The organism is Sphingobacterium sp. UBA7038 (genome assembly GCF_002494055.1).
Classification (GTDB): domain Bacteria; phylum Bacteroidota; class Bacteroidia; order Sphingobacteriales; family Sphingobacteriaceae; genus Sphingobacterium; species Sphingobacterium multivorum.
The window spans coordinates 593971-614475 of record NZ_DLAV01000039.1 but is presented as its reverse complement, the minus strand read 5'-3'; the positions used below and the strand labels follow the sequence as shown (position 1 = coordinate 614475).

21 protein-coding genes and 2 pseudogenes are annotated in these 20505 nt (G+C 37.3%); 17 read left to right on the top strand and 6 right to left on the bottom strand.

From position 1 onward, the window contains the following. The first annotated feature begins 137 nt into the window (after positions 1 to 137). The 10 genes and pseudogenes from B3H30_RS24265 to B3H30_RS24220 all read left to right on the top strand — a co-directional run. Positions 138 to 317, top strand: a complete 180-nt coding sequence (locus tag B3H30_RS24265; RefSeq protein WP_286834937.1) for a hypothetical protein — start codon at positions 138 to 140, stop codon at positions 315 to 317. 80 nt (positions 318 to 397) lie between these two features. Continuing rightward, positions 398 to 1009, top strand: a complete 612-nt coding sequence (locus B3H30_RS24260) for a YfdX family protein (protein ID WP_286834968.1) — start codon at positions 398 to 400, stop codon at positions 1007 to 1009. Positions 1010 to 1340: 331 nt separating this feature from the next. Beyond that, entirely contained in the window at positions 1341 to 3971 is a 2631-nt protein-coding gene (gene clpB, locus B3H30_RS24255; RefSeq protein WP_201639315.1) for an ATP-dependent chaperone ClpB, read from the top strand. A gap of 67 nt (positions 3972 to 4038) precedes the next feature. Then, positions 4039 to 5037 carry a sigma-70 family RNA polymerase sigma factor gene (locus B3H30_RS24250; protein ID WP_201639316.1) on the top strand — a complete coding sequence of 333 codons (999 nt, stop codon included), beginning with the start codon at positions 4039 to 4041 and terminating at the stop codon, positions 5035 to 5037. Beyond that, on the top strand, positions 5034 to 5393 hold the full coding sequence (locus tag B3H30_RS24245; RefSeq protein ID WP_201639840.1) for a hypothetical protein: 360 nt from the start codon (positions 5034 to 5036) through the stop codon (positions 5391 to 5393). Before B3H30_RS24250 ends, B3H30_RS24245 begins: the two co-directional genes overlap by 4 nt. A gap of 217 nt (positions 5394 to 5610) precedes the next feature. Continuing rightward, on the top strand, positions 5611 to 6255 hold the full coding sequence (locus B3H30_RS24240) for an HdeD family acid-resistance protein (protein ID WP_286834936.1): 645 nt from the start codon (positions 5611 to 5613) through the stop codon (positions 6253 to 6255). Continuing rightward, a complete protein-coding gene (locus tag B3H30_RS24235; protein ID WP_286834934.1) occupies positions 6252 to 7421 on the top strand; it encodes a cation:proton antiporter in 1170 nt (389 codons plus the stop codon). Before B3H30_RS24240 ends, B3H30_RS24235 begins: the two co-directional genes overlap by 4 nt. Positions 7422 to 7491: 70 nt before the next feature. After that, complete coding sequence (locus B3H30_RS24230; RefSeq protein ID WP_286834932.1) at positions 7492 to 7974, top strand: mechanosensitive ion channel domain-containing protein; 483 nt, start codon at positions 7492 to 7494, stop codon at positions 7972 to 7974. Next, positions 7975 to 8550 (top strand): hypothetical protein, encoded by a 576-nt coding sequence (locus B3H30_RS24225; RefSeq protein ID WP_201639321.1) that lies wholly within the window; start codon positions 7975 to 7977, stop codon positions 8548 to 8550. A gap of 141 nt (positions 8551 to 8691) precedes the next feature. Further along, positions 8692 to 9231: pseudogene (locus B3H30_RS24220) on the top strand (Hsp70 family protein); the annotation flags it as partial. Positions 9232 to 9410: 179 nt separating this feature from the next. Here the strand turns inward: B3H30_RS24220 and istA are convergent. From istA to B3H30_RS24195, 5 genes are all read right to left on the bottom strand, one after another. Continuing rightward, positions 9411 to 10253 carry an IS21 family transposase gene (gene istA / locus B3H30_RS24215; RefSeq protein WP_201639323.1) on the bottom strand — a complete coding sequence of 281 codons (843 nt, stop codon included), beginning with the start codon at positions 10251 to 10253 and terminating at the stop codon, positions 9411 to 9413. A gap of 147 nt (positions 10254 to 10400) precedes the next feature. Next, a complete protein-coding gene (locus B3H30_RS24210) occupies positions 10401 to 10856 on the bottom strand; it encodes an SOS response-associated peptidase family protein (protein ID WP_286834930.1) in 456 nt (151 codons plus the stop codon). A 111-nt stretch (positions 10857 to 10967) separates the two neighbouring features. After that, positions 10968 to 11441, bottom strand: coding sequence for a hypothetical protein (locus B3H30_RS24205; RefSeq protein ID WP_286834928.1), 474 nt, complete (start codon positions 11439 to 11441; stop codon positions 10968 to 10970). Positions 11442 to 11943: 502 nt separating this feature from the next. Next, complete coding sequence (locus B3H30_RS24200; protein WP_286834926.1) at positions 11944 to 13335, bottom strand: RES family NAD+ phosphorylase; 1392 nt, start codon at positions 13333 to 13335, stop codon at positions 11944 to 11946. Positions 13336 to 13655: 320 nt separating this feature from the next. After that, positions 13656 to 14030, bottom strand: coding sequence for a hypothetical protein (locus B3H30_RS24195; protein ID WP_286834924.1), 375 nt, complete (start codon positions 14028 to 14030; stop codon positions 13656 to 13658). On the opposite strand from B3H30_RS24195, the pseudogene B3H30_RS24190 reads away from it, so the two are divergent. The 7 genes and pseudogenes from B3H30_RS24190 to B3H30_RS24160 form a co-directional block, all read left to right on the top strand. Next, positions 13984 to 14166: pseudogene (locus B3H30_RS24190) on the top strand (ATP-binding protein); the annotation flags it as partial. The gene B3H30_RS24195 and the pseudogene B3H30_RS24190 sit on opposite strands and share 47 nt — an antisense overlap. 101 nt (positions 14167 to 14267) lie before the next feature. Further along, complete coding sequence (locus B3H30_RS24185) at positions 14268 to 14441, top strand: hypothetical protein (protein ID WP_286834922.1); 174 nt, start codon at positions 14268 to 14270, stop codon at positions 14439 to 14441. Positions 14442 to 14502: 61 nt separating this feature from the next. Next, positions 14503 to 15621 carry a TlpA family protein disulfide reductase gene (locus B3H30_RS24180; protein ID WP_286834920.1) on the top strand — a complete coding sequence of 373 codons (1119 nt, stop codon included), beginning with the start codon at positions 14503 to 14505 and terminating at the stop codon, positions 15619 to 15621. Positions 15622 to 16018: 397 nt separating this feature from the next. Continuing rightward, positions 16019 to 16948, top strand: a complete 930-nt coding sequence (locus B3H30_RS24175) for a hypothetical protein (protein ID WP_286834918.1) — start codon at positions 16019 to 16021, stop codon at positions 16946 to 16948. Between the two features lie 720 nt (positions 16949 to 17668). After that, positions 17669 to 18094 (top strand): (deoxy)nucleoside triphosphate pyrophosphohydrolase, encoded by a 426-nt coding sequence (locus B3H30_RS24170; RefSeq protein ID WP_349682250.1) that lies wholly within the window; start codon positions 17669 to 17671, stop codon positions 18092 to 18094. A gap of 784 nt (positions 18095 to 18878) precedes the next feature. Continuing rightward, positions 18879 to 19301 carry a hypothetical protein gene (locus tag B3H30_RS24165; protein ID WP_201639329.1) on the top strand — a complete coding sequence of 141 codons (423 nt, stop codon included), beginning with the start codon at positions 18879 to 18881 and terminating at the stop codon, positions 19299 to 19301. Positions 19302 to 19315: 14 nt separating this feature from the next. Continuing rightward, positions 19316 to 19585 (top strand): hypothetical protein, encoded by a 270-nt coding sequence (locus B3H30_RS24160; protein ID WP_286834916.1) that lies wholly within the window; start codon positions 19316 to 19318, stop codon positions 19583 to 19585. 25 nt (positions 19586 to 19610) lie between these two features. Here the strand turns inward: B3H30_RS24160 and B3H30_RS24155 are convergent, their stop codons facing one another. Then, positions 19611 to 20408 (bottom strand): SOS response-associated peptidase, encoded by a 798-nt coding sequence (locus B3H30_RS24155; protein WP_115048276.1) that lies wholly within the window; start codon positions 20406 to 20408, stop codon positions 19611 to 19613. Positions 20409 to 20505 lie beyond the last annotated feature (97 nt).

The window sequence follows — 20505 nt, the reverse complement described above, 5'->3', positions numbered from 1 at the left end:
AGGGCGTTGCCTGTCATGAAATAAACAATATTGAATAACTTTGTCCATTTCTTTAAAAATGTTGTTCAAAACATAACTTTCAATCTAATCTAATCTCTCCGGTACAGCATTTGTGGCATTCGCACCAAATGATTGTCATGAAAAATTTAAATGAAAAGTTTACACATTTCAGGTATAAGGAACATCCTGGAGATTTATTCCGTGGTACCGTGATTGTACCACTACCCGATCCCTATAAAGACCAGGAGAATTTTTGGAGTTGGTTTCACCCTTGTTTTCAAACAAGTCAGGATGTAGCAGACTTAAATGATCTTTAAAAGTATCTGGATGATGAATGGTTTGATGACGATGTAATGGAAACTGACAACTATAGGTATTATAGCACAATGCCCAAAATATTTTACTGGCCCGTAAACCCGATTTGGCACTGGTACCTATTGACGTATCGGTTAAAACCGTTGACCTGGTGGCCGACCTTGAAACAATCAGGCATATAAAAAGAGCAGCAAGACAGGCCTTAAAAGAGGACTATTTCCAGGTGTTGCGCTATGAGTTAGCAAAACTGGCCAGTGAATTGCAGTTTACTAAAGTTGAATTACTTTTATCAACTTTTCCCGAAGCCATGAAATCAGCAGCGGCTTTAATTGACAAAGGGAAAACTGATGAAGCCAAAGTAGTGTTATACACAGCTCTTAACACATTAGTTATAAGCGAAGAACGCATTCCTTTGCCTATACTGAGGGCACAGGCGCTTATCGCTCAGGCCAAAACCGATGATGCTTCCAATGAAGACAAAAAGAAAGAGGTACTCGAACTTCTTGACAATGCAGAATACCAGTTAATTATGGCCGAAGAGCTTGGTTATGGCGACCGCGACCGTGAATATGAAGAACTAAACAAAACCATTAAAGAATTGAAAAAATCAGTGAAAGATGATGGTGATTCTCAGGCATTGTTTGAGAAATTTAAAACAAAACTTGCTGATTTTAAGAAAAGAATAGCTTCATAACAATTTTTATTCTTAACTTTTAGATTAAATTAACCGGGGCTGTAAAATATTAAATAACATACAGCCCCTTAAGGCAATAAAAGCCGGAATAATATAAGGCAATAAAAGCCGGAATAATATTTCGAAAGTTTAAAAATGTTGATTAATAATTCCAAAACAGTGCAAACATGAAAGCAAATTACATAGCCTTGTTCACAACAATATCGTGTGCAAGGCGTGCCTACGTTAATTTTATTTAAAAACGGGCAAATTATCTGGAGGCAATCCGGCGTGGCCTCTAAACCGTAATTAATTAATTTAATAAGTCAAAATTTATAAAAACATAAAATATATGCAACTAGACAAGTTTACTATAAAATCGCAGGAAGCCATTCAACGGGCACAGCAACTTGCAATGGAAAATGAGCATCAGGCTATAGAATGTGGACACATGCTTAAAGGTATTATGGAGGTAGATGAAAATGTAATCCCCTTTATTTTTAAAAAGCTTTCAATAAATCATCAGCATGTAACTGCAGCTCTTGACGGTATTGTAACGGGGTATGCTAAAGTAAGCGGAGGGCAACAGTACTTTAGCCACACGGCCAACGAGGCATTAACAAAAGCCCAAAGTGCTGCAAAAAGTATGAAAGATGATTATGTATCGTTGGAACATATCATTATAGGACTGATGAAAGTAAACGACCCGGTTGCCAGTTTATTGAAAGACAGTGGGCTGAACGAAAAGGATTTAACTTCTGCCATAAAAGAGTTACGAAAAGGAGGGCGTGTAACCAGTCATAGTGCTGAAGATACTTACAATTCATTATCAAGATACGCCATAAACCTGAACGAACGCGCACAGAGCGGTAAACTCGACCCTGTTATTGGCAGGGATGATGAAATACGAAGGGTGCTGCAAATTCTTGCCCGTAGAAGTAAAAACAACCCCATTTTGGTAGGTGAACCGGGAGTTGGTAAAACAGCTATAGCTGAAGGGATAGCTTTTCGGATAGTTAATGAAGATGTACCCGAAGACCTGATTTCCAAAGAGATATATTCGCTCGACATGGGAGCCCTGATAGCCGGAGCAAAATATAAGGGAGAATTTGAAGAACGGTTGAAAACGGTAGTAAAAGAGGTTACCGAATCAGATGGGCAGATTATTCTTTTTATAGATGAAATACATACCTTGGTAGGTGCCGGTGGCGGAGGTGAAAGTGCTATGGATGCAGCAAACATCCTTAAGCCTGCATTAGCACGCGGAGAATTAAGGGCTATTGGTGCAACTACCCTCAATGAATTTCAAAAATACTTTGAAAAAGATAAAGCATTGGAAAGAAGGTTTCAGAAAGTGTTTATTGACGAACCTACCGAAGAAGATTCTGTTTCAATTTTAAGGGGTATAAAGGAACGGTATGAAAATTATCACAAAATACGGATTAAGGATGAGGCTATTGTGGCAGCAGTGCAACTTTCCATTCGGTACATTTCCGACCGCTATTTGCCCGACAAAGCTATTGACCTGATTGACGAGGCCGCTGCTCACCTACGATTAGAGATGAAATCTAAACCCGAAGAAATTGACTTACTCGACCGCAAAATTCAACAACTGGAAATAGAACGGGAAGCATTTAAACGCGAAAAAGATAAAGAAAGGGTAAAACACATTTCCATGCAACTTGCCGACCTTGAAGAAGAACGCAAGCAACTAATGGCCCTGTGGGAAGATGAAAAATCGGTAGTTACCAATATACAAAACATTAAACAGGCTATCGAAGACCTTAAGTATAAAGCAGAAAAAGCTGAGCGTGAAGGGGATTTAGGTAAGGTAGCAGAAATCAGGTATGGAGAACTTCCTAAAAGAGAAGAGCTATTAAAACAGGCGGTTGCAAAACTTCAGGAATATGAAAGGGATGGTAAAAGGTTGGTACGAGAAGAGGTAACCGCTGAAGATATTGCCGAGGTAATATCCCGATGGACAGGCATCCCGGTAAGCAAGATGCTGCAAAGCGAAAAACAAAAACTACTTCATATTGAGGAAGAACTGCATAGACGGGTCGTAGGCCAGGATGAAGCAATACATGCAGTGGCGGCAGCTATACGAAGAAGCCGTACCGGGCTGTCCGATGAAAACCGCCCCATTGGCTCGTTTTTGTTTCTCGGAACAACCGGGGTTGGAAAAACCGAACTTGCCAAAGCCCTGGCAGAGTACTTGTTCGATGATGAGAAACTAATGACTCGCATTGACATGAGTGAGTACCAAGAGCGACATGCTGTTTCAAGGCTGGTTGGAGCGCCTCCGGGCTACGTTGGTTACGACGAAGGCGGACAATTAACAGAAGCGGTAAGACGAAAACCCTACTCTGTGGTTTTACTTGATGAAATAGAAAAAGCACATCCTGATACATTCAATATATTGCTACAGGTATTGGAAGATGGAAGACTAACTGATAATAAAGGGCGTATTGCCAATTTTAAAAATACAATTATTATCATGACTTCCAATTTAGGTTCTGATATTATTAGGGATAACTTTTCCGAAATTACAGAAAAAAATACCGAAGATATTATTGATAGAACAAGGAAGCAATTATTTGAATTGCTTAAAACAAGTATCAGACCGGAGTTTTTAAACCGTATTGATGAAGTTATTATGTTCCGTCCGCTGTCAAAAAACGATTTGGAAGGAATTATAAGAATTCAATTGGGACACCTGCAACAGGTATTATCAAAGCAAAATATAACTTTTTATGTAACAGATAACTGCTTAGACTACCTGCAAAAAGAAGGTTTTGATGCACAATTTGGGGCCCGGCCTCTAAAAAGACTGATACAGCGCAAAATCCTGGATGAACTATCGGTTGCCATGCTCGAGGACACGGTAAACCCCAATTCACATATTGTGATTGATGCTATTGATAATAAAATTGTATTCAGGGAGCCCGAAAATGAAAACGAAAAACTAAGTTTTGAAGCTTAATATAATTTGATTTAACCATTTTTAGTAATGCAGGCAAATATTTTGATGAACCTTAAAATGAAATAAGATGAAAACAACAATTCATAACAAACATTTATTGACAGATAGCAACTTGGCAAGTCAGTTTGGAGAGGTCATAAAAAATCATAATAAATGGTTTGACCGCATGAATGTTCTTCTTAATTCCAATAAACTGGATGCTTATTTAACAGAAACCAATAAGGGGATAAAAGCAACTTTTTATTTAAAACAAGGAGCTAACCGGGTTTTTGTAGAAGCTGAAGGCACTGAACCGGCGATCTTAGCTGAACAAATAATGACCCGGCTTAAATCCAGGTTTTTAAGGCAATTTATAGCTTCACAAAAAAAAACAAGACTTAACATAGCAAGCAAGCATTTATCCCAACTTAATAAGCTAAGAAACGAAGAGGATAAAGAACACTTTAACTTCCTTATAAAACAACTTTTGCCTGCTATCCGCGGGTTTGTAGCCAGGTATCTTTCGTATAGCAAAACAAAAGTTGCCAGCGGGTTTACAATTGATGATTTGGTGGATGAGATATACCTTGCTCTTTATGAAAGATTTGAAGAACGACCTAAAAATGACAAAGAGTTCTCCCCATGGAGTTTTCAAATTGCCCGCGAAACTTTGGAAAGTTTTATGGAAAAGCATTACACAAAAAACGCACATATTTCGTTCGATAAGCTGGCTGAAGAAGAACTTTTAAGCATGGAAGAAAAATTTACCGCTGATGCAGACGGAGAACTTATCATGCAGGAAGATTTGGATGATATTTCTTACGAGAACACAAAATTAGGCAATGAGATTCTCAACAACGATGCGCTAATTGAACCCCCTGCCGATATTGAAATAGAACCCGTTGTAAACGAGGTTTTGGCTAATGTTGATGAAAATGCTAAACGGGCTTTTGAACTGTTCTGGCTACATGAAATGACTGCTAATGAGATTGCAAAGTCGATGCGTATGCAAATTGAAGCTGTCGAAAATATCATTGATGATATCTCATTCAGTATTGTATCAAAACTAAAAAATAAAAATGTATGAAAAAGATAGAAACAATAGTTCCGTACAACCAAAATGTGCCATTGCATATTGGGGCTTTTATTGAAGCCATAGAACAATTGGAAATGCACTTCAATGCTGCATCCATGGAACATTTTTTCGAATCAGATAAGGAGTTGGGGATGGCTATTAAACGGGCAATGGCTATTTGCAGGAATTTAGGGTTTCCGCTTGAGCAGCACTTCGGCAAAAGGTACGTTTCTAACAGCGATTCGCATACCTTAAAGATTGACTGGCAAATGTCTAAAACGGCGTATTTCCTAACCATGATTAATGGCAACCCAGACAATCCTTTAGTTGGCCGTTTTCAATGGGAGTTGTTAAAAAAAATGGTCTGATTTATTTCTTAATGAAACCCTTATGCACTGCCGTCCACAACAAGGACATGAACCGGGCTTGCGAGCTCGCCAAAGGCAATAAACAAGAGGGTTCCACGGAAATAGAAGTGCTAAAGTCAATTTTGACGATTATAAGTGTTTAAAAAGCAGATGTCTAATTAAAAATATATTCGAGGGAATAAATAGTTTCAAACTTTTAAACTAAAAAACAATAAAAATGACAACAATTAGTAATGACGTTCAAGACGAACAGAAGGGAATAAAAAGTATTTCCTCAAATTGGTGGGCTTTCATCATTAAAGGCTTCCTTGCGCTAATATTCTCTGTGTTGGCTTTTATTATGCCGGTTACAGCCATACTTGCCCTGGCAATTGTTTTTGGTGCATTAGCCTTAGCTGATGGTATTTTTGGCATTATTGCATCGGTTCGGAAAATCAGGAAGGGAAAGCGGTGGGGATGGCTTATTTTTAGCGCTATTATTAGTATACTGGCAGGTATTGCTGTTATTGTTTCTCCACTTATTGCCACTGTTGTAATTGCCAGCTTTTTATGGGCCAGCATTAGTTTTTGGTCAATATTCGTTGGCATATCAGAAATAATAACAGCCCTTCGGCTTCGCAAAGAAATCAAAGGAGAATTGTGGATGATATTTAGCGGATTATTCTCAGTTATATTGGGAGCTATCATCCTCTGGATGTTTATAACCCAACCTGAAGATGTATTGTTGGCTTCGGGTTGGTTGCTTGGAATTAATGCGTTTCTATCGGCAATGACTTATTTCTTTTTGGGTTTTAAATTAAAAAAACATCAGAAAATGGTGCAAAAACAAAACTCTGGTAACTTTAACTTTTATTTGAAATGAATCATGGATTGTTAAACGGACTGTTTATAGTATCGCTTACGATATTATTTTTAGCACTTTTATTAAAAAGGGCGAAACAACCTTATTTTATTGCCTATATCATAGCGGGAATCATTCTGGGGCCTGAGGTGTTCGGGGTTATTTCAAATTCATCAACGATTAACGAAATTGGAGAACTTGGTGTAATATTACTCATGTTTTTTATCGGAGCAGAAATTAACCTGCCCGACTTTTCTAAAAGTTTTAAAAAACCATTACTGGGTACATTATCGCAATTGCTACTCAGTTTTGCTTTCATGGTTATAACAGGTCAAATTTTAAATTGGTCCTGGCAGGTAATTATACTTTTGAGTTTTGTCATCAGTTTAAGTAGTTCTGCCATTATTTTTCAATACTTATCAAACACTGGGCAAATTAAAAGTAAAATAGGGCTGTTAACATCCGGAGTATTAATCATGCAAGATATACTCATCGTACCAATGATGCTTACCTTAAACTTTATGGCCAAAGGTAAATTGGAGACCACTGAGTTAGCAAGAACAGTATTTGGCGGTCTGGCCATATTGATTTTTATGCATGTCGCCATTCGCAAAAAACTAATAAAAATTCCATTCAGGCATGATTTGATACGAGACCACGATTTGCAAGTATTTTTGGGTTTTGTTTTGTGTTTTGGAATGGCACAGGTAAGTCATTGGTTTGGGTTATCGGCTGCTTTGGGGGCGCTTTTGGCAGGTATATTGGTCGGACAGGATAAGTCCACCCAATGGTTAGACCATGCCCTGGTCCCTTTTCGTGTTTTCTTTTTAGCCTTTTTCTTTTTAGCAATTGGTTTGCAACTTAACCTACACTTCGCATACCAAAACATTGGTGTTATATCGTTAATCACCCTTGCAGTTATGGTTATTAATAGTTTAATAAATGCCCTGATATTTAAAGGCATGGGCAGTACATGGCATGATAGTATATATGCCGGAGCTTTGTTATCTCAGATTGGCGAATTTAGTTTTGTTCTTGTTAGTGCGGCTGCTTCCATGGGGGTAATAGGCGATTATAGTTATCAAATGACCTTAGCTGTAATAACTGTTACCATGATGATAACTTCTGTTTGGATAGAGATAATACAAAATTTCATTTATAAGCTTCCTAAATTATCTCATAACTAAATTATCTGATGTAAATGGATTCCATTTAAACCCAGACTTTTTCAATTCCATGAACTCAAATTTCATAAAGATGGGATTAACCCTTATTTTGGTGATAGTTGTATTCCTTCTGAAAGCGTTAAGTAAAAAACGACTTATTAAGCTTTCTGCACTTTATTCATATGAACCACATCGTCTATTTCTGGTAAGAAAAACGATTGCTATAGCTTTTTGGATTGCTTTGATTTTTTTAACGCTTATCATTTGGGGGGTAAACCTAAATAATGTTTGGGTATATCTTGGTGGTTTTCTCTCTGTTGTAGCAATTGGGTTGTTTGCTGTATGGAGTATTTTAAGCAATATTATTTCAGGAATATTTATTTTTATAATGAACCCTTTCAAAATAGGTTCGAAAATAAAGCTGTATGACCCTGAAGTACAAGCGACAGTAGTAAATATAAATCTGATGTTTACTGAATTAGAAGATGATGATGGAATCTTTAACGTACCAAATAATACTTTCTTTCAAAAAACCGTGAAGGGTATTAATGCGGAAAAAACACAATCAAATTAAATGAACACATTTATAAAACTGATAATAATAGCTCTTATACTCTTTATTGGGTATTTGATTTTGCGGATGGTTTTAAATAGTGAAAAGTCAGAACCTTTTACATACGAGATATTTGCAGCCATTATAGGTTTCACAATAACTGCCCTAACAACCTGGTCGTTGCTGGGAAAACAAACCGAAAATGAGCTTAACAAAGAGGTACGTATTCGTTATTTAACTTTAAAAACGACCATTTACCAGGAACTTATAAGGCAATTGGAAGATATTGTGCGTAAAGAAAAGATTACCCACGAGGATATAATAGAATTAAGGCTTTTAAGCCAACGAATGATTTTTATTGCTGGTGAAAATGTTTTGGTTGCGTTCAATAAGTTTGTTATCCGGTTTGTTAGGCTGGCGAAAAATGAAAAGATTTCTGAAAAAGACCTGGATGATTTGTTAGATGAAATGTCAATGGTTTCGGTTGAAATAAGAAACGATATTTTAGATAATAAGGCAAAGCAAGGTATGGATGTTCAATCCTTTGAAAAACTTATTCTTAAAACAAATGAACTTATGGATTTTTCGGACAATTGATATTGCCAACCCCTAAGCCGTCAATATGGCATTTTTCTACAAAATAAAAATGTCATAATGACATCATTATTGATTTATCACTTAAGTTGATTATAAATTCAGTGATAAAACTGGGTATTAACAAATAAAATATTACAAGATATGGGAAAAATTATAGGTATTGACTTAGGAACAACCAACTCCTGTGTAGCTGTTATGGAGGGTAATGAACCTGTTGTAATTCAAAACAGTGAGGGTAAAAGAACCACCCCATCTATTGTGGCTTTCATGGAGAATGGAGAAAGAAAAGTAGGCTACCCTGCCAAACGTCAGGCTGTAACCAACCCCCAAAATACCATAAGCTCAATAAAGCGTTTTATGGGTAAAAAATATGGCGATGTGGGGGAAGAATTAAAAAACATTTCTTACGAAGTGGTTTCAGGTGATAATGAAACCGTAAGAATTAAAATTGGCAAGAAGAAATATACCCCACAGGAAATATCGGCTATTATTTTGCAAAAAATGAAATTAACCGCCGAAGATTATCTGGGACAGGAAGTTAAAGAAGCAGTAATTACTGTACCGGCCTATTTTAACGATGCTGAACGTCAGGCAACAAAGGAAGCTGGACAAATAGCAGGGCTTGAGGTAAAAAGAATTATCAATGAGCCTACTGCTGCTGCACTGGCCTATGGCCTTGATATGAAAAACATGCACTTTTGCTCGTCTAAAGTACCGCAAGTTATAGGTTGATAAAGGTAACGGGGTTAGGTGTTCTTTTTCCATATCAATAAATTGGCTCCTCCTAGTGGAGCCTCCATGTGAGAACAAATAATCATTATTTAACACCAACTGTTCTGCTATGGCTACATTAAGTTCTTTCAAACTAAAGAAGGTCTGTTTGTCCAGGGGTAAAAGATACGCTGGTAGACCAATGTTACACTACGTTCTACAAGAGCTTTATCTTGTGGGTGATATGGGCGGGCAGGATCTACTACACAACTATGAAAGAGTGCAAAGTCGGCAAGTGTTTTATTGATTTCTGGGGCATATTTGGAGCCTTTACTCACGGCTGATTTAAGATTGTCAGATACAATAGCCTGCGGCACGCCACCAGACCACTGCAAACAACTATTAAGGCAATCGATAAAATCTTCACGTTTTTGGCTTGCAACGGCTTTTACAAACGTATATTGACTGCAGGGATAGACGGCAACGAAGATTTCGACAGGGATAACCTCTCCTGTACCTCTATCAACATAGGACATCTTTTTGCCTGTAAAGTCTACGAAAAGTTTTTCACCCGCTTTATGATCCAGTTTCCCCGAAGCTTTGATCTTGCCTCTCCACTTTCTGTAATGGGTGGTAAATTGGGTATAGCGGTAACCATCAGGATATTCAAGTAGGTAATTTTGCCATAACGTCTGCAAGGTGGCCCCAGGGCGCTTAAGCTCTTGCTGTATCTTACTGAACTGAGATGACAGGTGTTCATATCGCATCTTTTCGGTTTGGTCATCCTGGGTAAAAAGATCATGAAGATTTGCATCATCCATAGCTAGAAGTTCAGCATGATCTAATTCTAGTACTTTAAACCGCTTAATATAGCTGTCCACCGTTTTACGGTTGATGTTCATTATCTGGGCAACCTTACGGTTACTAAGTCCTTTTTTCTTTAGAAGGATAAGTGTTCTGAGTTCCATTTTGTCTTTCCGTTGTCCTGCCATGCTGTGATCATATGATTATACAACAGCAACTTAAGCAGTTTAATCGAAAGTGGCCCAACGACCTCCGAATTTAAGAAGATTATTTGGTCCATTTACCTCCGAAATAATTGACAAATCAAACCGAATCAACTGGCCCATTGACCTCCGTTATAGACACCACTGATACAAACCTGGTAGATAGAATAGCTCTCTCCCTTCCGCGCCGATAAAGTACGGCACTTTCTTTTTCCATCCTTTCACTGCACGATGCTCAAAGGTACCACTCACAGGGATGAGGCAGCGCTGCTTGCGCAAGCGGTACCAATAGGATTTTTTATCCTCCAGGATACGTTCGCTACGTACATTGATCATATTGCGTCGGCGATCGGCCTGCAGCTTAGGGTCGTCAATATAGGTAGGCAATACCCCCCACTCCATCTCAGTCAAGGCCAGTTGGCTTGCATCCTTGTCCTTATACAGGATCGGATACTTGGGAAAGGTAATGGCCTGACCGTTTTCCAGATAGTCATAATTGTAATCCAATTGACGACGCTCATCCCGCAATTGCGGAAAGGTCTTTTTGATAATCTCTATATCGGTATAGAGGCTAATATCCCAGCACATAATGGTATCCTTTTTTGTTTGGCTTTGATACGAATATACACAATTCGTGCTGTAAATAAGGATTGCCCTATGACAAGAAAATGACTGCTTTTTAGTTCGGACCGGATCTGATTACCGAAGGATCTCGATAGCAAATACTTTCTTTTTGGTTTGCCCATCGCTAATGGTAGCCACTACCCGACCATATGCTAAGGAGAATAGAATATCGATTGGATTCTTGCGCTGAAACCTGGTCTTGGTACGCAGGTAATTGACGATATTTTTCTCATAGAGCTTGAGCATGCGCTTGTCCCAGTTCTCCTTCTTGATACGGTTGAGAAAAATCCGATAGCCTGATCCTGTTGTTAACAGGCGTTCGATTTTATCGGCGTCTTGCGGTAACTGCAAGGCTCTTACCTCCTTTGCCTCCAATTGATGGGCATGCTGATCAGTGGCTTCCTTATCATCATAAGGCGTGAGCAGAAAGCCTGTCTTTTCCTTGACATCGGGCCACTCAAAACGTTGCAGTACAAAATCGGCATAGCCCGATTCGACAAGCTCGCGAAACGAACTTTTGGTGACTTGTTCAAAGGGATTGTACAGCATAAAATTAATTTTAAATGCGATTTAATAAAACATGTGAGGTATAATTTTTTTTATCTTTTCGACTCAAAAGATGTATAAATAATTTTTATATACCCCTTTTTTTGATCATGCTTGTTTATTCCATGTTCGCATTTCTTACATATTCTTACCACTGGAGCAATATTTGTATTTTTGAAAATCCAGGTTAGATCATACGTAATATTGCAGTTTTCGCATTTGGATCTTTCTTGAATCATCTCTCCACGATACTTTTTGTCAAATTTAAATTTATATTTACTTCTCCCATTAAACTTAACTCCGAACTTCCCTTTGGCCAACTTTCTTGCCGCTTTAGTACTTTTGGTGAATGTGAATAACGACTGGAAGTATTTATGCCGATCTTTATAACATACGTCTTGATGTGCTGAATTCAAATGTTCTTTCAAATTCTCCTTACTTGTATAGATTAAATTACAGTATTTACATTTATCCATGATAAAGAAATTTTAAATGGAAAAATTAATCATTTATATACATACAGATCATGTGGATCCGCTGAAAACTTCACAGCTGCGATGTGGTGTATTCTTATAGCAGAAATATCAACTGACAGGCTAAAAGGCCGTGTATCATCATTACTTGCTATAGCTATGTCTTTATCCAAAATATCATTGTGATATTTTCTCACGATAGTTTTCTTTTTTCGACTTTTCTTTCTCACATAATAATCATTTACCCAACCTTCATCAGTATACGATGCGATATCGGCTTCTAAATTCCATATATATGGTTTTACTCTAGAGGACTTTTGGAATAATACTACATTTATACCCTTTTTATCCGATTGTACGGAAGGATACATTATTCCATCGAATTGGAATTTTGGTTCAATAGCAAGATAATCCGCAATCGCTTGAGTTATTAAATAATCTATTGGCTCATCATTTGGCATCACAGGCGTCGACATGCGGAGACTTAATCTTCTTAAAAATATGTCTTTTTGAACTTGGTTAATATATTCTGGATCAAAGATACTACCTCTACTACTCAAGTTTTGAAGGGCATTTAAATTAAGTAGCTTAAGCTCTTTTAATATGTCGAATTTAGATACAACCACTTTACTCCCCACAGGTGGGCGCACTTCTCCAATGGCCGTTTCTTCTTCAATTGCTCCATAGAACATGGAAATACCTCTAGCATTCATCCTCCCAGGTAGCGTGTGCGAATTAGGGGGTGGCCCCAATTGCTGATCAGGATACATCAATGCCTCCCGAAGTTTTTCATTTGTATGGAATACCCTAGCGCGATACAACATAGATATCTTAGCTTCAGGCCCAATTAATGTTACTAATGAATTTCCATTGTCAGTGTTTAATTTGTCTATTCCTTCGAAAATTATATCTAACAACTTAATGCCAAATTGATTAAAATGCCTTGCTTCATTTTTAAGTCTCCTTTCAAATTCTTCCCATTCTCTCTGCCAATATTCGTCATCAATTATTTTTGGTTCATAATAGGAATCAGATGCAAATTCAGTTTCAAGCCCCGATGCAGCACTGTCAAAGTCCGAAAATCTTTCTTCTAATATTTCTTGGAAATCGTAGGCAGCCCTTTCTTCTATTTCAGCGGTATTCGTTATAGCTTCAATAACATGAACACCATGACGCTCCCAACTAAAAGTTGATTCTTTATCTGACATCAACCTGTATTCCCATGAAGAAGGCTCATCAGCGCTCCGCGTATAGAATTGTTCAAACGCGGTTTCAATCATATCCGCCATCTTATCAATTGAAATACCGCGATCTTTTCCTTTACAATAACTACATCGTATGACCCTTCCATGCGTTCCAAGGTATTTTTTTAGAAAATCATTTTCTATGCAATTGCAACAGATCTGCTTGATATTATTACTCATATTATGGTTAATAATTGTAAAAAATTATTGACTGGCTACATTGATTCTATCAAATAAAGATAATGGTTTCAAATGAAAAAGAAAATGGCTTTAAGACGCTTTTAAAATAAAGAGAATTTATTTACTTGCTTCTCGGATCTGGCTTTAACGGCATTTGGCGCAACGGATCACCTCAATGGAAGGGCAACCGTATTCTAGGACAACTTTGCCTTCGACCAAATAGATGCCGGCGCCACGGAGCGGATATTTGACCAGGCTCTGCGGGAAATGGACGGTATCAAAAAAGCGCCCCTCGGCATCAAGGAACGTTCCGAATTTCATCAGGTCGCCACGTCCTGTATCTGGAAACGTCTGGAAGGCAGGGGCTGCAGCGCAGCTTTCTCCGATTCAAGAAAGATATCATAAGGCCGGCGCCTGGCGGTGCCGTGGACACGTTTATTGCATATTTCATCATTCCATACGCGCAGACCACAGATCAGGTCCTCATAGCTTTTACTTTCAAAGGCTTTCAGAAAGTTGTTCCTGACATATTTTATGGAAGACTCTACTTTACCTTTGTCTGTTGGCCGGCGGGGTCTGCAGGCAATACCCGCACAATGATAATAACTGAGAAATTCCGCATACTGTGCCTGTAGGGTGGGTTCGTAGAGATCTACCTTGGTTACACCCGAGCGCAGGTTGTCCAGCTTGACCATTTTTGGGACACCCCCGGTTGCAAGATGGTATGATGTAATTGGAGAAGATACAATTGCGGATGCAATACTCGATAGGCTAATTCATGGCTCATATAGAATTGAGTTAAAAGGCGAAAGTCTAAGAAAAAAGAAGTAATATTGTCAGGTCATCAGTTGGACTGAAGAAATCCTAAACAGAGGGGTCAGTATGTCCAGAAGAGGGGTCAATATCACCATTATATCCAAGAGGCATACAAGGTGGATAATTACCTCCTGCAGGCGACAAATGTAACTGTAATACTAATAACGATTGTACAACAACAGATCCATCTAAGCCACAAGGATGTATGGCTTGTGATTCAGATGGACGTGGTTATGCAGGAATATGTGATTGGGACGGGACGGCAGGACAATATTAATCCGAATAAGTAATTTTAATTCCTGCTTAAATCATAGCAGGAATTTTTAAAATATTAGTGCTAATAAATTTACAATGAGATCTTTGATTTTAATTTCGATTTTCTTTTCAATCTTATGCTCTGCAAAAGGTCAATCAAATAATAAATCAGTTATTAAGGGAGTGATAGATACTATTCCTCACGCAATCTATTTTGTTAAATATAAAAATCAAGGAAATACGATCTCTGATACGGTAGCATTAGATGATAAAAGCAATTTTAAATATACAGCTATAATCTCAGAGCCGACAATTTTCAACATATCTATTAAAAATATTTATAATAAAAATTATATCGGTGATTTTGTAATTTATTCATTCTGGATAGAACCAGAAAAAACGATTGAATTTAATGGTTATAAAGGCTGGCTGATTAATGGCGCGAAGGGTTTAATTCCTATTTCTAATAAATTTGATATTAAAAATTCCTCTTTAGACAGTATTGGGAGATTATTCAACAAAAATAAGTTAACAGCAATTAAAGCAAAAAAAGAACAACTCGGCCGTAACCTAGCAAACAATGAGTTGATTGAAGTAATTCGCGAACTTTCCGATTCATTTATATCTAATCACCCGAACAACTATTACGGACTTTTTTTGATAAGTAATTTCCCAGATAATACAAATAAACAACTAAATGATAGAAATAACATGTTCAAAAAGATTTCGAATGATTTACAGAAAACATATCTTGGAGAATCAATTCTCCAAAAAATAAAAATTAGTAAAATATTTGAAATTGGTGAAATGATGCCAGAGTTAGAACAAACAGATACGATATCGAAAGTCGTTAAATTATCGCAATTTAGAGGTAAATATGTGTTGGTTGACTTTTGGGCATCCTGGTGTGCGCCTTGTCGAAGAGAAAATCCTAATTTGGTTAAAGCCTATCAAAAATACAGAGGTAAAGGATTTGAGATTATAGGAATATCATTAGATGAAAATAAAGAAGAATGGCTAAAAGCTATTCGCAATGACGGATTAAAATGGACGCAGTTATCAGATCTAAAATCTTTTAAAAATTCAGTCGCTCAACAGCTCTCTATTCAAGCTGTCCCTGATAATTTTCTAATTGATCCAAATGGAGTAATTCTTGCAAAAGGACTTAGGGGTGATGACTTGAGCAAAGAATTAGAACGGATTTTCAAATACTAAATCACTCAATATTTAGCATATCCTTTTGAATTGAGCCCAACAACTCAAGAACTCTATTTTATCATAATAGAAAAAAATCTTTCAACTCTTATACAATTTGAAAGATTAACTGCTATTTTTACCGCCATTCAAACAAATATTGTGATAAATTTCATGAATTTTATTAATTAATGATTTAAACCAAAATAATCGAGATAAGCTTGTACAGGCAATACAATCTTTTAATCCTAATTTGAGCAAATATGATGCATTGGCGCTAGCAAAAAATGGAATAGTAAATAATCTCGATGCGGTCGAGTCAAGTGTTAATTCGACTCATAGAGATGGCAAAGCAGGTACTAAATGCAACTAATTTTTAATTGAAAGAAACTAATTAACAAACAAAATGAACATTGCTATGCTTAAAACTAAGTGCCTTATAATTTGGTTGATCCTTATCTCCCTATTTTCCTTCAATAAAGGATTTAGTCACACCAAATATTTCCTTTTTGAAGAAGATAGCAAAGAGTTTGCAGCCTCATCCTTTAGGTTAAACACCTATCCGCTATATAAGATTAAGCGTGAAGTGCATCTTTTTAATGTAATGAGTAAGGTACAAACGTTTATCGGTAATAAGGGTATATATAATGGACAACTTGATTATAATATCATGCTATTTTCCATTCTGCCTGATTTAGATGGTTTAGAAGATTGGTATGAAATCAACCCTGATACTGTACGTTCTTCGATGATTAACTTTAAAGATCTGGAAGAGCTTCATAAAAAAAATACGTTATCGTACTTCAACACCACTGTGAAGCAAACAACAAAGTATTTTAATGATTATAAGCTAATTATAAAAAAAGGAGATACTTACTATGCACCAAAACATTGTTTGTTACAGTTTTACGCAGTCCGCAATCGTCCGCAAGCTTTTACGAATGTCTATGGGACTATCAATACCCAAGATTCGGCCTATAGTGTACTTCAATTCGAAAAAATATTTAAAGGCGCTTATCCTAGTTTACAATTCCCTTTATATCGGATAGGTGAAGACCCGCTTTCCTTTTTAGATTGGTCCCGGGACAGAAGAGAATATCTATCCAAAAAAATCACCTTAGCACAGCATGCAACGGGATATCAGTTTTGGACCTATGTAGATTGGACACAACATGAGTATAATTATGATTTTGAGCGAGGAATTGATCGATTTGTATATGCTCCGGAAAAGGGAATCATCGGAGGCTCATTTGACTTCTATTTTTATTACCACAGAAAAAAGCTACCCATAAAATACACGGATTTTCTAAATAATATCAAGGAGGAAAAGGTGATGATCGCTGAATAATCTTAGGCTTAAAATAGTTCTTAAACTTGATCAACACTTGGTAAATAAGATCAGTATTATCAACGTCTGTAATAGCGCCGAAATATTTCACATCATATGATAGTTCCTAGCATGGCATCCTTTTCATGATAAGGCAATAATTGAGCATCGGCAGATTCCACTTTGCAATTCAATGAGATAAAATCACTCGAACCTCTCCTCAGCTTGAAAATAAAACCAGAATAGACACACATTAATTATTATTTTTGACGACATTACTCCTACTGCACCATGATGAGCTATCTGCATAAAGTTAAACCAGTCGATCAAAAATTCCACGAATGGGTGGACAACATCAACAAAACTGAAAGGATTGATAAATCAATAATTGCGTTCAATTTCGGCCTTTTCGAATCAAAAGAGGGTTAAAATTACTCACAGTGCCAACCACTATAAATTCAAAATATGCTAATTACAAAAGTCACTTTCGATACTAGCACTTATATTTGGTTCTTTTATCGGATTGATTATTTATTGCTTCTATGGTAGACATGGATATAATAGTGTATCAAATAATGAAAAGATTAAAAGAGGCTAAAACCTCTCGCTAATACACATTATTTATTTTGAATTAATAAATTTATGCAAATCCCTATTGGGATAATTTTAAAGAGCTGAAGTTAGTTTATAACAAACGATTAATTTTACGGGAACCCATACCTAGTAAATTTCAATTGGGTTATGCCTGTAAATGATTATCTTTACATCGCTATGCTACAAGTAACCTGTGCAATCATAGAACATGCCGATAAAATATTGATTTGTCAACGTTCCACTTCGATGAGATTACCTTTAAAATGGGAATTCGCCGGTGGAAAAATCGAACCAGGCGAATCAAAAGAGGACTGTCTTCGCAGAGAAATAAAAGAAGAAATCGATATTGATATAGAGATTAATAAAACACTTTCAACTGTTGAATATCATTATTCTGATTTTTCTATACAGCTGTACCCCTTCGTATGCAGTTTGTTAAATGGTGAAGTCAAAGCATTGGAATATGCGCAAGCCATATGGGTAGATGCGAATCAATTGAGAGACTACGACTGGGCAGAGGCTGATTTACCTATTGTGGATGAATATTTAACACAACGGTATCTCAGGAAGTGAAACCACTTCAATGCGATTATTGACCACGATAACCTTTTCAATAGCTCAACCAAAGTCGAGAGCTAGATCGGCTTATGTGGTGCCAATCCATATTTGGTATTCTTTCTATCAAAATGGGTAAAGGCGTTGAGGTAAGGAACCAGTTCAGCATTCATAAATGCAAAATAGGCAATCTTTTTAAAATTGAGCCAAATTAAGAGCGATGGAACCGAATCTCTAGGTTTGGATACAGCTTTTCCTTCGGATCAATCAGTACTCGCCAGGGTTCAAACCGGGTATCGCAAGTTTCTCTAATGATATCGATATGTTCATTGAATTCGGTCATACTATTAGGATTCTAGGCTATTTTAATTAACAAGCCTCCCTTATGACCGCTTAAGGAAGCTTTTTGGCTAGATGTCTGCCTTGGCTAAATGTTTATCGGCTTTGGGCTTCATCAAATGATAGTGAGTTTAATTCATTTTGAATCTACAATCATAAACTAAATAAAATAATGGAAGAACCGCTATTCTGTAACCCAAAAAAAATATTTATCTTAGCAATTAGAAGTACTGCTAAATAATAAAGAATTCCCTAACCGTGCCTCTTTAAACGCATCCTCACCAATATTAGCAATGAAATAAAAATACGGGGGGTTGATAAAACAGTAAATTCTTTTAACAGGCATGTTTGTAAAAGGAAGTTTAGCCTAATATTTAAAAATAGCTAACCTATTATGGAAATGAATACCGAAACGATCTTCATATCGATGCCCTTGCTTCCGTGCATAATCGTATATTTAATAATGATGTACGGCGGAATACGTGGACTGACAGGTGAAGACTTTGGATTGGAAAAATATCTAGAAAAATCCGGCAATGCGACTAAAAAAAATACCGTCCGAAAAAGGGGCTTATTTTTGTGTTTAGTTGTTAGCTCAATACTTTTCACAGTAACGGATATCGTGATATTGAATAATATTGGTTCACTACAAGATAGCCAACTGGCAAAGGTTCTGTTAGGGATTTCCTTAATTCCACAATCTATTTTTACGCTAGCATACGGTATATACTACAATAAATCCCTTACTCAAATTATTTTACTTGGAATTGATTTAAAGACCATTAGGCCTTTAACTATAGTTGTAATGTTATGTTTCCATATAACAATTGTTCATGTAGCTTTTTTTCTTGGCGCTACGGGGTATCCAGATGGGCTAGAATATTAAGGGCGTTGCCTGTCATGAAAAATTTGAGCGAAAAGTTCACCCACCTCAGGTATAAGGAACATCCTAGAGATCTATTCCGCGGTACTGTGATTGTAACACTACCCGATCCGTATAAAGACCATGAGAATTTTTGGATTTGGTTTCACCCTTGTTTTCAAACAAGTCAGGATGTAGCAGACTTAAATGATCTTTACAAGTATCTGGATGGATATATATGGGCTAACTTACAATTAAGATTAGACCGCCCGGGGGTACGAAAAGCAAAAAGCACCTTAGTAAACTAAGGTGCTAATTATATGTGGCCTTCGATTAAAATAACGAAGTCTGCGCCGTATCACTCCCCAATGGTGGTAATCCTTCCCAATCAAATTGCTCATAACGGTGTTTACCATCGGGTCGGTTTGGATATCCTCTCAAGGTATACACTGGATAATGTTTCAACTTTTCATTGGGCATTTCAAATCGAAAAATCGGTGGCATATCTTCTTCGTTTATATCCTCGATCCATTGACGCTCGAGATCCTCAGGCAGGAACAAAGGCATACGATGTTTATTGGGCCCGTCATTATGGATATTGGCCATCACTTCATTGGCTGCACGCGTAAGCATCCCAAAAGATCCTACACGTTCAACCACACCATCTTCATCCACTGTCTCATGCCACTGGTACAAACCTGGTAAATAGAATAGCTCTCTCCCCGCTTCACCGATGAAATAAGGCACTTTCTTTTTCCAGCCCTTTACCGCACGATGCTCAAAGGTACCACTCACTGGGATAAGGCAACGTTGCTTGCGCAAGCGATACCAATAGGATTTTTTATCCTCCAGGATACGCTCGCTACGCACATTGATCATATTGCGCCTGCGATCGGCCTGCAGCTTGGGATCGTCAATATAGGTAGGCAATACCCCCCACTCCATCTCGGTCAGCGCCAGCTGGCTTGAGTCCTTGTCCTTATACAGGATCGGATATTTGGGAAAGGTAATGGCCTGCACGTTTTCCAGATAGTCATAGTTGTAATCCAATTGACGACGCTCGTCCCGCAATTGGGGAAAGGTCTTTTTGATAATCTCAATATCGGTATGGAGGCTAATATCCCAGCACATAATGGTATCCTTTTTTGTTTGGCTTTGATACGAATATACGCAATTTGTGCTTTAAATACGGATTGCCCTACGACAAGAAAATGGCTGCTTTTTGGTT